Annotated in this window: 14 protein-coding genes and 1 pseudogene; 7 read left to right on the top strand and 8 right to left on the bottom strand. The window is 62.6% G+C overall.

Features of this window, described 5'->3' with window-relative positions; translation table 11 throughout:
• Window positions 1-620 (bottom strand): signal recognition particle receptor subunit alpha (locus AC5DC2_RS10705; RefSeq protein ID WP_491698464.1); only part of this gene is annotated, 620 nt, incomplete at its 3' end.
• A gap of 357 nt (window positions 621-977) precedes the next feature.
• Here AC5DC2_RS10705 and AC5DC2_RS10700 point away from each other — a divergent pair.
• Window positions 978-1,985: an MBL fold metallo-hydrolase gene (locus AC5DC2_RS10700; protein WP_491698463.1), complete on the top strand. Its 1,008-nt coding sequence runs from the start codon at window positions 978-980 to the stop codon at window positions 1,983-1,985.
• A 4-nt stretch (window positions 1,986-1,989) separates the two neighbouring features.
• On the opposite strand, the gene AC5DC2_RS10695 is transcribed toward AC5DC2_RS10700, so the two are convergent.
• Both AC5DC2_RS10695 and AC5DC2_RS10690 read right to left on the bottom strand, forming a co-directional pair.
• A complete protein-coding gene (locus AC5DC2_RS10695; protein ID WP_491698462.1) occupies window positions 1,990-2,682 on the bottom strand; it encodes a DNA alkylation repair protein in 693 nt (230 codons plus the stop codon).
• Between the two features lie 21 nt (window positions 2,683-2,703).
• Entirely contained in the window at window positions 2,704-3,603 is a 900-nt protein-coding gene (locus AC5DC2_RS10690) for a DMT family transporter (protein ID WP_491698461.1), read from the bottom strand.
• Window positions 3,604-3,961: 358 nt separating this feature from the next.
• Here AC5DC2_RS10690 and dapF point away from each other — a divergent pair, with 358 nt between their 5' ends.
• Both dapF and AC5DC2_RS10680 read left to right on the top strand, forming a co-directional pair.
• Window positions 3,962-4,852, top strand: coding sequence for a diaminopimelate epimerase (gene dapF / locus AC5DC2_RS10685; RefSeq protein ID WP_491698460.1), 891 nt, complete (start codon window positions 3,962-3,964; stop codon window positions 4,850-4,852).
• Window positions 4,853-4,930: 78 nt separating this feature from the next.
• Window positions 4,931-5,314, top strand: a complete 384-nt coding sequence (locus AC5DC2_RS10680) for a hypothetical protein (protein ID WP_491698459.1) — start codon at window positions 4,931-4,933, stop codon at window positions 5,312-5,314.
• On the opposite strand, the gene AC5DC2_RS10675 is transcribed toward AC5DC2_RS10680, so the two are convergent.
• Window positions 5,292-5,729 (bottom strand): hypothetical protein, encoded by a 438-nt coding sequence (locus tag AC5DC2_RS10675; RefSeq protein WP_491698458.1) that lies wholly within the window; start codon window positions 5,727-5,729, stop codon window positions 5,292-5,294. The two genes, AC5DC2_RS10680 and AC5DC2_RS10675, sit on opposite strands and share 23 nt — an antisense overlap.
• Window positions 5,730-5,859: 130 nt before the next feature.
• Between AC5DC2_RS10675 and mtaB the strand changes: the two genes are divergently transcribed.
• From mtaB to AC5DC2_RS10660, 3 genes are all read left to right on the top strand, one after another.
• The gene (mtaB, locus tag AC5DC2_RS10670) at window positions 5,860-7,122 is read left to right on the top strand and encodes a tRNA (N(6)-L-threonylcarbamoyladenosine(37)-C(2))-methylthiotransferase MtaB (protein WP_491698457.1); all 1,263 of its coding nucleotides are present in this window, start codon (window positions 5,860-5,862) and stop codon (window positions 7,120-7,122) included.
• Between the two features lie 88 nt (window positions 7,123-7,210).
• A complete protein-coding gene (ftsY, locus tag AC5DC2_RS10665) occupies window positions 7,211-8,581 on the top strand; it encodes a signal recognition particle-docking protein FtsY (protein WP_491698456.1) in 1,371 nt (456 codons plus the stop codon).
• Window positions 8,582-8,678: 97 nt separating this feature from the next.
• Window positions 8,679-9,332 (top strand): septation protein A, encoded by a 654-nt coding sequence (locus AC5DC2_RS10660; protein WP_024707005.1) that lies wholly within the window; start codon window positions 8,679-8,681, stop codon window positions 9,330-9,332.
• Window positions 9,333-9,373: 41 nt separating this feature from the next.
• Here the strand turns inward: AC5DC2_RS10660 and AC5DC2_RS10655 are convergent, their stop codons facing one another.
• The 4 genes and pseudogenes from AC5DC2_RS10655 to purE form a co-directional block, all read right to left on the bottom strand.
• Window positions 9,374-9,964 (bottom strand): tetratricopeptide repeat protein, encoded by a 591-nt coding sequence (locus AC5DC2_RS10655; protein ID WP_152534461.1) that lies wholly within the window; start codon window positions 9,962-9,964, stop codon window positions 9,374-9,376.
• 75 nt (window positions 9,965-10,039) lie between these two features.
• Window positions 10,040-10,165, bottom strand: a complete 126-nt coding sequence (ykgO, locus tag AC5DC2_RS10650) for a type B 50S ribosomal protein L36 (RefSeq protein ID WP_018064355.1) — start codon at window positions 10,163-10,165, stop codon at window positions 10,040-10,042.
• Between the two features lie 127 nt (window positions 10,166-10,292).
• Window positions 10,293-11,366, bottom strand: a complete 1,074-nt coding sequence (locus tag AC5DC2_RS10645; protein ID WP_491698455.1) for a 5-(carboxyamino)imidazole ribonucleotide synthase — start codon at window positions 11,364-11,366, stop codon at window positions 10,293-10,295.
• A gap of 4 nt (window positions 11,367-11,370) precedes the next feature.
• Window positions 11,371-11,862 (bottom strand): annotated as a pseudogene (gene purE / locus AC5DC2_RS10640) (5-(carboxyamino)imidazole ribonucleotide mutase).
• A gap of 339 nt (window positions 11,863-12,201) precedes the next feature.
• Between purE and AC5DC2_RS10635 the strand changes: the two are divergent.
• A complete protein-coding gene (locus AC5DC2_RS10635) occupies window positions 12,202-12,375 on the top strand; it encodes a YdcH family protein (protein ID WP_036236258.1) in 174 nt (57 codons plus the stop codon).
• Window positions 12,376-12,419: the final 44 nt, after the last annotated feature.

Genomic DNA, 12,419 nt, shown 5'->3' with positions numbered 1-12,419 from the left:
TCCGCCATCTCGACCATCAGCGGCTCGTCGATATGGGTGCGGCCGGCGGTATCGAGGATGACGACGTCATGGCCGCCGAGCTTTGCCGCCTGCACGGCGCGCTTGGCGATCGCCACCGGATCCTGCCCCTTGATCACGGGCAGCGTATCGACCGAGGTCTGCTCGCCGATCTGCTTCAGCTGTTCCTGGGCGGCCGGACGGCGCGTGTCGAGCGAGGCCATCAGCACTTTTCTGCGGTCGCGGTTGGTCATCCGCGCCGCGATCTTGCCGGTGGTGGTGGTCTTGCCGGAGCCCTGCAGGCCGACCATCATGATGACGACCGGCGCGGGGGCGTTGAGGTCCAGCGTGACGCCTTCGGAGCCGAGCATCTCGACCAGCTCGTCATGGACGATCTTGACGACCATCTGGCCGGGCTTGATCGACTTCAGCACGTCCGCGCCGACGGCCTTTTCACGCACGCGGGCGGTGAAGTCGCGAACCACCTCCAGCGCGACGTCGGCCTCCAGAAGCGCGCGGCGCACTTCGCGCAGCGCAGCCGCAACGTCGGCTTCCGAAAGCGAGCCGCGGCCGGTCAGTCCCTTGAGGACGGAACCAAGGCGGTCCTGGAGGTTTTCAAACATAGCCCATTTCCTTTTCGTTTCGCACGTCGCGAAACGTTGGCGCCTCTGCCGGCAAATGCAAGACGCAACGCAAAATTCCATCCGAGGGCGCATCGCGCTGTCGGATGTTGACCTCCGGGCTCTCTTTATACCTTTTCGGGCCCCGGTCGGCGGCTGAACGTCTTCACTGTCAGCAGATTTTCCGGCGATAAACCGCACAAACACGGAAAAGTCAAGTCATGGCCGCCGCTTTCGCGCTTTTCAAGGTCTGGAACTTTCTCGCCGCTGCCGCATATATCGGTTGATGTCCGTTTCAGCAATCGATGGCGGCCGGCAAACGCCGAAGCAACCGAAAGGCCTTACATGATCCCGACGCGCATGCGTTTGCAGAAAAAGAACCGCTACTATTCCGGTCCGAAGAGCGACCACTTTGACGGCACCCTGTTCTTCAATCCCGACGGCATGAACCCGCCGGGTCTAACCGAGGTCGTCAAATGGCAGCTTGCCCACAAGCGCACGCCCTGGCCGAAGGAAGTCGCCTGCCGCTATGCGCCGCACACGCCGGACGCGCTTGTGACAGGAAACGGCATGCGGGTGACGATGATCGGCCATGCGAGCCTCCTGATCCAGGTTTCCGGCCTCAACATCCTGACCGACCCGGTATTCACCGAACGCGTCAGCCCTTTCGATTCCGTCGGACCGAAGCGTGTCTGCCCGCCAGGCGTGCTGTTCGAGGACCTGCCCAAGATCGACGTGGTGCTGATCACCCACAACCATTACGACCATCTGAGCCACACCTGCCTCAAACGCCTTCAGGCCGATCACGCGCCGCGGATCATCACGCCGCTCGGCAACGACACCGTGATCCGCCGGAAAGTTCCCGATGCCGATGTGACCGTGCTCGACTGGGGCGGCCAGGCGCCGCTTCCCGGCGGCGCAAACGTCTTCGCCGAGCCCTGCCACCACTGGTCGGCGCGCGGGGTCACGGACCGGCGCATGGCGCTCTGGGCCGCCTTCATCCTGGAAACGCCCGCGGGCCGCATCTACCACATCGGCGACACAAGCTTTCACGAGGGGCGGAACTACCGCGCGGCGGCCGAAAAATACGGCGGCTTCCGCCTCGCCAACCTGCCGATCGGCGCCTATGAGCCGCGTTTTTTTATGAAGAACGAGCATCAGGACCCGGTGGAAGCGGTCAAGGGTTTCGAACTCTGCAATGCGGCCTATGCCGCGGGTCACCATTTCGGCACCTTTCAGCTGACCGATGAAGGCCATGACGATCCGGTGAAGCTCTTGAAAGCCGCCCTTTCCGATGCCGGCATCGATGAAGACCGCTTCCGTCCGCTGGAGCCCGGCGAAGCCTTCGACGTGCCGGAGGTCGACTGAGACTTCAGGCTTTCAGCCGCGCGATCCGTTTCGGATCGGCGAGATAGCGCACCGCATCTCGCCCGACCCAGGCCTTCGCGCGGTCGTCGCTGGCCGCGAGTTTCTCCGCGAGCGCCATTGCGGCCTGATGACAGCGGGCATTGCGCATGCCGATATTGCGCAACGCCCAGCTGACTGCCTTCTTCACGAAATTGCGCTGGTCCGCGGCATGCGTTTCGATTAGCAGGAAGAGCGCCAGGAAGTTTTCGTCCGGCTCCTTCTTCCGGTGGACGGCCGCGCCCGCGATCATGGCAAAGGCGGTCCGGCGCACGAATTCGCGGTCGTCTTCGGCGAACAAGGAGACAATTTCGGCATCAAACCGCGCCTCGACGAACAGGTCGGCGGCAAGGTCGACCATCTCCCAGGAAGCAAAATCGCCGGCCAGGGAAAGCATCTCCGCTTGCGTGAGCTTTGCCGGATCGAAGGTCAGCAAGGCCAGCATCTTCGCCTCGCGCACCGGGCTTTGCCAAAGCGCCGCCGCGCGTTGATGGTTCACGCCGACGGTCTTTGCAATCTGCCGCAATTGCGGGTTGGAAAGGCCGATGGCCGCATCGGTCCTGATGCCGACGCGCTCCATCTCGGCAAGCCGCGCGGGATCGGCCGTGGCTTCAAGGACTGCGAGAATATCCTCTGCCGATGACTGTGGCGTCAATTCCATCCTCATCTCCCTCTCGCCGCCTCACCGCCCAGCCAGCGAAGCTTCCGTCGATGACGCGCCTTCGCGCTTTTTCAGCGCGTGTTCGCGCCAGATGGTGAAGACGCCGGCGCCGACAACGGTGAGCCCGCCGACAATCATATGCGACGTCAGCTGCTCCTTGAACACCAGAACGCCGAACAGCGAACCATAGACGAGCTGCATATAGGTGATGGTCTGCACGGTCACGGCTTCGGTCACCGCAAGCGCCCGGATGAGGAGATAATGCCCTGAAATACCGGTGAAACAAAGTGCGACAAGCCAGCCCCAGTCGGCAAGCGGCACATTCTCCCAGAAGAACGGTCCGATGAGGCTCGTCAGCACCATGCCGACCACGCCGGTATAAAACAGGCTGACTTCCGGCGCGTCATAGCGCCCGGCAAGGCGCGTATAGAGCGAATAGAGCGCGAAGGTGAAGCAGCAGCCGACCGGCACGAGCGTCACCAGCGAGAACTGTTCGCCCAGGGGATCGATGACGATCAGCACGCCGAACAGACCGACGATGATCGCGAGCCAGCGCCGCCAGCCGACACGCTCGCCGAGCAGCGGCACCGACAACAACGCCACGACCAGCGGCGCCGCCATGAAGATCGCCTGGCTCTGGGCAAGCCCGACCAGGGTAAAGGACAGGATCGAGATCAGGATCTGCGCCACCAGCAGGAAGCTGCGCCAGATCTGCAGCACGGGATGACGGGTGACCGCTCCCGCCCTGAAACCGCCCGGCGCGCGGGCCGCCAGGATGATCACGAACAGGCCGAAGGCCCAGAAGCGCACCATGGCGATGAAGAACGGCGAATAGAGCGGGCCGAGATGGCGGGTGATCGCGTCCTGGATCGCAAAGATCGAGATCGCGCCGAAGGCAAGGACTGCGCCGGAAAGCTTCATGCGACCGCTCCCTCACGGCGGCGATCAACAGGGGCGACGGGCCGGCCGGCCGGCAAACCGGCCACCTTCGCGGCAAAAAGAGGAACTGGCATCTTCAGAACTTTCGAGAGGCATGGCGCCGGCCTGTGTCCGGTCCATGGCTGGCGCAAGGATATTTGAGGAAACGCAAGGGGTAGCCGAAACGTTCACTTCCGGGGGAGGATTTTCCCGACACTACACATCAACGGGGCCGACGCAAAGGCCGCCTTGGACCTGTAGCGTTCGGCGCGCGCGATTTTTCCCGATCCGCAGCCGCGCGGACTGGTGACGGCCGCGGATTTGGCCCATATAACGCCAGAAACAATGACGGAGCCTTTCGATGGCGAACAGCACGAACATGGCGCGCATGGAGCGCATGAACGGTCTTGGCAACAAGATTCTCGTCATCGACATGCGCGGACGCGCCGACAGGGTGACGCCACAAGCCGCGATTCGCCTCGATGCCCATCCCGATACCGAGTTCGACCAGATCATGGCGCTGTACGATGCGCGCGAGGACGCGCCGGACGGCTGGATCGACATCCTCAATTCCGACGGCTCCATGGCGCAGGCCTGCGGCAACGGAACGCGCTGCGTGGTCGATTACCTTTCGCGCGAAACCGACAAGGATCGTTTTGCCTTCCGCACCATTGCCGGCGCGCTTTTCGCCGAGCGGCTTTCCGACGGGCTGATCTCCGTCGACATGGGCGCGCCGATCTTCGACTGGGAAAGGATCCCGCTTGCGGGACCCGCCGCCGACACGACCCATGTCGCGCTGCCCGAACCGCATGAGGCCGACCCGGCGCTGCAGCGCTTTTCCGCCGCCTCCATGGGCAATCCGCATGCGGTCTTCTTCGTGCCGCGCGATGTCGACAGCTACGACATTCTCGCCTTCGGCCCCCGCTACGAGCGCCATCCGCTGTTTCCCGAGCGCGCCAATATCTCGCTGGCGCAGGTCACCTCGCCCTCCTCGCTGTCGCTGAAGACCTTCGAGCGCGGCGCGGGCCTGACGCTCGCCTGCGGCTCCGCCGTCTCCGCCGCCCGCACCGGCCGCACCGGCCGCAAGGTCACCGTCTATCTGCCCGCCGGCGCGCTGGAAATCGACTGGCGCGAGGACGACGACCACGTGATCATGACGGGGCCGGCGGAACATGAATGGTCGGGAAGAGTGGATCCGGCGACGGGAGAATGGGAGCGAAACCTGAAGCTGCACACGAACTCGCCCACATGATGGAAATGGCTTTGCGGGCCAAAGGATTTGAAATAGCTTGGGCGGATGCGAAATATCAGTCCTTCTTCGAGACGCTTTTTGTCCGCTGTCATGAAAAAATGGCGGCGCTTTGTTGTTGAGCCGATACTTCGTTTTTACCATTTGCCGCGACCTGACTTGAAAGCGGTTTTCTGGATCAACGTCGTTGTTCCGGCGATCTACATTTTCTTCATAGCGCCCCTTCTGTTTTTTACACCAAGGCTCTCTGGTTTCTTTTTCGTCTTCGCGTTTATTGTCGTGCAAACCTTGAACGTCGCCGCCGCCCGGGCCTTCCCCGGTCGAAGCAAAATTTTTTACGTCATGTTTGCGACCAATTTCCTGGCGCTGCCATTCGGCAGCTTAAGCGCGATCACCGAGATAGCCTCGTTGCCCTTCCACCTCTGGTCCTACTGGCAATTGTTTACTCAAGGCGCATGGGCCTGACCAGCACCAGAACTTCCGTTCCGGTCGGCGAATGGGCGCGGCAGCGAAATTGCAGGGCCGTGGCCTTGTTGCCTGTGATCGTTATTTCGGTTGCGCCTGGCCCCTGACCATAAAACGGCTGATCCCCTCCTTTAATCTGAACATCGAAGCCGCTTTCGAAAGGAGCGCCCGAATGGACTTCGTAGCTGATGGAAACAACTGAAACATGAGGCTTCGGTTTGTTCGCCCGACCGCTCCACGGGCTGTTTTCAGCGATCACTGCAAACTGTGCCCAGATTTCTCGCCAAGCGCTCCAAGCCATCGGAGGTGCATAAATCGTCTCCGACTTAAGTTGCAATATCTCCCTGGAGCGAACTCCCCGGACACTCCTTGAAACAGCTTGTTTTAGATTTTTCCCATAGAATTCATTATTCATGACGTTTCTTCCTTTCCAAGTTTAGATCGACCAAGAGCATAGACTTCCGCACCACGGCGGGGATAAACGGGAAAAACGTGTTAGCGACAAAACGGTAATGACAAAGACGGCTCCGAGGGCCAAACCGATAATGACCCTGAAAACCCTGACATTCGGCTGCAGGCTGAATACCTATGAGAGCGAAGTCATGCTCAAGGCGGCGCAAGAGGCGGGCCTTGGCGATGCCGTTCTGGTGAACACCTGCGCGGTGACGGGCGAGGCCGTGCGCCAGGCGCGCCAGGCGATCCGCCGGGCGCGGCGCGAGAACCCCGATGCGCGCATCATCGTCACCGGCTGCGCGGCGCAGACGGAGAAAGAAACCTTCGCCGCCATGGCCGAGGTCGATGCCGTGCTCGGCAATACCGAAAAGCTTGAGGCCGTCAGCTACCGCGCCCTGCCGGATTTCGGCGTTTCGGCGGAAGAAAAGATCGTCGTCAACGACATCATGAGCGTGACGGAAACCGCGCCGCAAATGGTGGAAAGCATTGATGGCCATGTGCGCGCCTTCCTGCAGGTGCAGAATGGCTGCGACCACCGCTGCACCTTCTGCATCATTCCCTATGGCCGCGGCAATTCCCGCTCCGTGCCGATGGGCGCCGTGGTCGAGCAGGCGCGCAGGCTTGCAGAGCAAGGCTACCGCGAAATGGTGCTGACCGGCGTCGACGCCACCTCCTACGGCGCCGACCTGCCCGGCCAGCCGACGCTCGGCCTTCTGGCAAAGACGCTTTTGAAACGGGTGCCGGAAATCGCCCGGCTGAGACTCTCCTCGATCGACAGTATCGAGGTCGACCGGCACCTCCTCGACCTGGTCGCCGACGAACCGCGCTTCATGCCGCATCTCCACCTCTCGCTCCAGCACGGCGACAACCTGATCCTGAAGCGGATGAAACGACGGCATTCGCGCGATGACGCGCTCGCCTTCATGACGGAAGCCCGGCGACTGCGCCCGGACATGGCCTTCGGCGCGGATTTCATCGCCGGTTTTCCGACCGAGAGCGAGGCGCATTTCGAAAATACGATGCGGCTGGCTGAAGAAGCGGAGATCGCATCGCTCCACGTCTTCCCCTACAGCCCGCGCCCCGGAACGCCGGCGGCGCGCATGCCGCAGCTCGATCGCGCGCTGGTGAAGGAGCGGGCGAAACGCCTGCGCACAGCGGGAGAGGCGCTGACGAAGCGCCATCTCGACAGCCTCATTGGCACCGACCAGACCGTGCTCACCGAACGCGGCGAAAACGGCCATGCGGAGAACTTCGCACCGGTGGCCACGCCGGAGCTCGAGCCCGGTCGTTTCATCACGGCCCGCATCACTGGCCATGACGGAAAGCGCCTCAAGGCCGATTTTCTCGATGCCTGAGGCCGTATGCCTGGACACACCGCGTTGACAAGGTGCCGCAGCGCACGGGATAAAGAACCGCAACCGGCAGAAACAGGAAATTATTCCCATGGCCCTCGGCTTCATGAAAAACGTCTTCACCTTCGGCAAAAAGGAACAGAAGCCGAAGGAAGAACAAGTCGTCGCGCCGGAAGAGGAGAGTGAAGCCGTCACGCCGGAAGCGGAGCAATCCGAGCCGGAACCGTCCGCCGAGACCGTCGCCGCGGCTGAAAGCAGCGACCCGTGGGACGATGACAGCATTATCGGCGGTGTCGTCGGACGGTCTCATGATGAGCCGGAGGCGGCGCCGGAGAAGCCGCAGCCAGAACAGGCTCCTGCCTCCGAAGCACACGAGCCACCCGCGCAGGCTGGAGACCCTGCCGCCGCGACACCAGTCGAAGCGCCGCCGCAGGCCGCGGAAGAGCCGGCCCCTGCCCCGAAAAAGAACCAGGGCTTCGAAATCACCGCGGGCCCGAAGCCTGACGCACCAAAGCCGCAGCCGACGAAAAAACTCTCCTGGTTCCAGCGATTGAAAGCCGGCCTGTTCCGTACCTCGCAGCAGCTTTCCGGGCAGATCGCCGCGCTTTTCACCAAGCGCAAGCTGGACGAGGAAGCGCTGGAGGAACTGGAGGACCTGCTGATCCAGGCCGATCTCGGCATCGAGACCGCCATGCGCATTACCGACACGCTGTCATCGGAACGCTACGGGCGGGATGTCACCGGCAAGGATGTGACCCGCATCATGGCCGGCGAAATCACCAAGGTGCTGCAGCCGGTGGCGAAGCCGCTGGCGCTGGATCTGTCGAAAAAGCCGCATGTCATTCTCGTCGTCGGCGTCAACGGCACCGGCAAGACCACCACGATCGGCAAGCTCGCCGCCAAGCTGACGCGCGCCGGTCTCAAGGTGACGCTGGGCGCGGGCGACACCTTTCGCGCCGCGGCCATCGAGCAGTTGAAGATATGGTCGGACCGCACGGGCGCCGAATTCGTCGGCACCAAGCTGGGGGCCGATGCCGCCGGCCTTGCCTATGACGCCTTCAAGCGCGGCCAGGAAAAAGGCTCGGACGTGGTCATCATCGATACGGCGGGCCGGCTGCAGAACAAGGCCGAACTGATGGACGAACTGGCGAAGATCGTCCGCGTGCTTGGCAAGCTCGATCCGGACGCGCCGCACACCGTGCTGCAGACGCTCGACGCCACCACCGGCCAGAACGCCATGAGCCAGGTGGAGATCTTCCGCAACATCGCCGGCGTCTCCGGTCTCGTCATGACCAAGCTCGACGGCACGGCCCGCGGCGGCATTCTGGTGGCGATCGCCGCCAAGCACAAACTGCCCGTCTATTTCATCGGCGTCGGCGAGGGGATCGACGACCTTGAACCCTTCGAGGCGGAAGAATTTGCCCAGGCCATTGCCGGCACCCCGGAAGAAGAAGAGGCATAAAACGCGCGCGCCCGTAAAATGGCCGCTTTTGGGGTTGAAGGGACGCCGCTCCCATATGATATGAGCCGACGATGCCATCCATGAGAAACGACAGATTATGAGCGACAGCAGCCCTAAAAAACTGACGACCGAACAGAAGGAAGAGCCGTTCCTGAAGCTTGTCTTCGAGCTCGGGCCGCTGATGATCTTCTTCTTCGCCAATCTGCGCGGCGAATGGCTGATGAAAACCGTCCCGGCTCTTGCTGCCTTCGGCACCCCGCTTCTGGTGGCAACCGCGCTGTTCATGGCGGCAACCGTCATCTCGCTCGTCGCCTCGCGCATCGTCATGGGCAATATTCCGATCATGCCGCTCGTCTCCGGCGTCGTTGTGCTGGTGTTCGGCGCGCTGTCGCTCTGGCTGCAGGACGAGACCTTCATCAAGATGAAGCCGACCATCGTCAACGGGCTGTTCGCCGCCGTTTTGCTGGGCGGCCTTGTTTTCGGCCGCTCACTGCTCGGCTACGTGTTCCACTCCGCCTTCAGGCTGGATGACGAGGGCTGGCGCAAGCTGACGCTCAGATGGGGCCTGTTCTTCGTCTTCCTGGCAATCATCAACGAGGTTGTCTGGCGCAATTTCTCCGCCGATGTCTGGGTCAATTTCAAGGTCTGGGCGACGATGCCGATCACCATCGCCTTCACCCTTGCCCAGATGCCGCTGATCATGCGTCATTCGGTCGAGCCGATCGGCGAGGAAAAGAAGGACGAGGGCTGAGAGCTTCGGACCTCCCCGCCCGTTTGCCGGGTCGGCGCCGATCACAGCCGTCGGCCGGCCAGATCGTTTTCCGTATTGTCCACATAGGCGCTGACATCGCGGTCGGCAGGATAGAAGTCGAGATAGCGCCGCCAGACCTTGAGCGCGGCCTCGGGCCGCCCGGTGCGGTCGAGGATGGTCGCCATCAGGCCGAGCCCGCCGAAATCGCGCGGTTCCAGCGCCAGCGCGCTGCCGATATCGTCCATCGCCCGGTTCAGGTCTCCATGGGTATAATGGATGACGGCGCGCTTGCGGTAGGCCGCGGGCTCGTCGGGCCGAAGCGCGATTGCCTCCGACAGGAAATCAAGCGCCGCCGCCGTGCGGCCATCGGCCTCAGCCGCGTCCGACCATTCGATCAGCAACGAGACGGTCGCGCTTGGCGAACGGTCGAGATAATCGTCAATCTCCTTGGCAAAGGCCGCCGCCTCGCCGGAATCCCGGGTACGGGCAAGCTGACGATACATCGCGTCGAGCGGATCCGCCGGCGCTTCGACTGCCGCCTCGCCGCCATCACGCGCTTGCGCGGCGACAGTAGGCGCCGCCAGGGGCGCAAGCGAAAACAACGTCAGGAATACAGGCATAAAAAAGCGCATGACGGGATGGTATCCCGTCATGGCGAAATTTCAAACAGATATTGCCCCGGCCCGATCACGGACCGGTGACCGCAATCAGCCCTGGCGGGCCTTGAAGCGCGGGTTCTGCTTGTTGATGATGTATACTCGGCCCTTGCGGCGCACCAGACGGTTTTCCCGGTGACGGGACTTGAGCGCCTTGAGCGAATTCTTGATCTTCATGTTTTCGATCCGCTGTTTGTGCCGCTCTCGACTGATCAGTAAAGGCGGTCTGTTTCAACATTCAAAAGCGCGCCGGTATGGGGCGCGCTTGGCTGTGGCCGGTTCCTAGCGAAAGGCCGGGCGAAAGTCAACCGTTCCGGCCGTTTTCGTGGCGCTGAAGCACGGTGACGTGGCCCATCTTCCGTCCCGGCCGGGTCTCGGCCTTGCCGTAGAGGTGGACAAGCGCGCCCGGCGTCATCATGTAACGCGGAATATCATCCATATCGTCGCCGACGATGTTGTACATCACGCAGTCACTGTGGCGCGCCGGATCGATCAGCGGCAGGCCGCAGACGGCGCGGATATGCTGCTCGAACTGCGAGGTCACGCAGGCCGCCTCGCTCCAGTGGCCGGAATTGTGCACGCGCGGGGCAAACTCGTTTGCCAGCAGCCGCCCGTCCCGGGCGACGAACAGTTCCAGCCCGGCAACGCCGACATATTCCAGCGCGATCAGAAGCCGCTCGGCCGCGATTCTCGCTTTGCGGATCACATCATCCGACACGCGCGCCGGTACGCGCGAGAGCCTCAGAATGCCGCCGCTGTGCTCGTTTTCCGCCGGATCGAACGAGACGAGGCCGCCATCCATGCCGCGCGCGGCGATGACCGAAATCTCGCAGGCAAAATCGATCCATTCCTCGAAGATCGCCGGCGCGCCGCCAAGGGCTTCAAAGGCCGCTCCGGCATCGTCGCCCGCGCCGGCGAAGACCCATTGTCCCTTGCCGTCATAGCCGAAGCGGCGCGTCTTCAACACGCCGCGCCCGCCGAAGCGCTGCAACGCGGCATCGAGATCGGCGCGGCTATCAACCGCGTGGAAACCGGCCGTCGGAATGCCGCACTCATTGAGGAAGGACTTTTCGGAGAGCCGGTCCTGCGCGATCGACAGCGCGCGGGCCGGCGGATAGACCGGCCGCTCGGCGGCAAGAAGGGCGGCGCTCTTTTCCGGCACATTCTCGAATTCATAGGTGATGACGTCGCAATGGGACGCAAGCTCGCCAAGCGCGCGCGCATCGTCATAACCCGCGACGATATGGTCGTTCGCCACCTGAGCCGCCGGGCAATGCGGATCCGGCTCCAGAATGACGGTGCGGATCGAAAGCCGGGCCGCGGCCATGGCCAGCATGCGGCCGAGCTGGCCGCCGCCGATGATGCCGATGGTTCTCATTCGCCTATTCGTCCTTGTCGATGGGATATTCTGCGACATGGGCCGCCTGGCGGGCGCGATAGTCATCAAGCCTGCCGGCAAGCTCCGGGTCCGCCAGCGCCAGCACGGCGGCGGCCAGCAGCGCCGCATTGACCGCGCCCGCCTTGCCGATGGCGAGCGTTCCCACGGGCACGCCCGCCGGCATCTGCACGATCGAAAGCAGGCTGTCCTGGCCGGAAAGCGCGCGCGACTGAACCGGGACGCCGAAGACCGGCAGCGGCGTCAGCGCGGCCAGCATGCCCGGCAGATGCGCCGCCCCGCCCGCGCCGGCAATGATGATCTGGAAGCCTTCTGCGCGCGCGCCGCGCGCAAAGTCGTAAAGCCGGTCCGGCGTGCGGTGCGCGGAGACGATGCGGGCATCGTAGTCAACGTCGAGAATGTCGAGCGTGTCGGCGGCATTCTTCATCGTTTCCCAGTCGGACTAGGAGCCCATGACGATGGCGACTTTCGGGTTCATGATCGGGCTCATCGGCTTCCGTTTCAGTCGTGGTTCCAATTATGGCGAAACCGGGCCGGGGTCTTTGCGCGTCGGGGTTTCGAAACCGGTCCACGCCTTTCACGCCCGACGCTCCGGGCCACGGTCAGTTGCGGCAAAAGCCTGCCCGGGAAGGCCTTAGCATCATTCGATTTCGGTGAAAAGCAAGCGATTGCCCCATGACAGCGCAGACATTGAAAATGCCGCCGGAAAATCACATTTCCGCCTTCGACAAGCGTCACGAAACGTGGCATGATTTTATTGCAAATTGATGACGAGGCGCCGCATCCTGCGGCGATAAGTAAAGGAAGGACGTGTGAAATGTCAGTTCAGACCCACCTTGCCGCCCTTGAGGAAAAACACTCCGCGCTCGAGAAGGAGCTGCAGAGCGTGATGTCCTCGCCGTCAAGCCATGATGAGGAAATCAACGAACTCAAACGCAAGAAGCTTCAGCTCAAGGACGAGATCGAGCGCCTCCAGCACTCGGCGAACTGATCATCAAGCCTTTCCGTGAAATGCAATGCGCCCCGGTTTATCAA

Source organism: Martelella sp. (assembly GCF_984369615.1).
The sequence above is the reverse complement of the archived record's forward strand: the minus strand, read 5'-3'. Positions and strand labels throughout refer to the sequence as shown.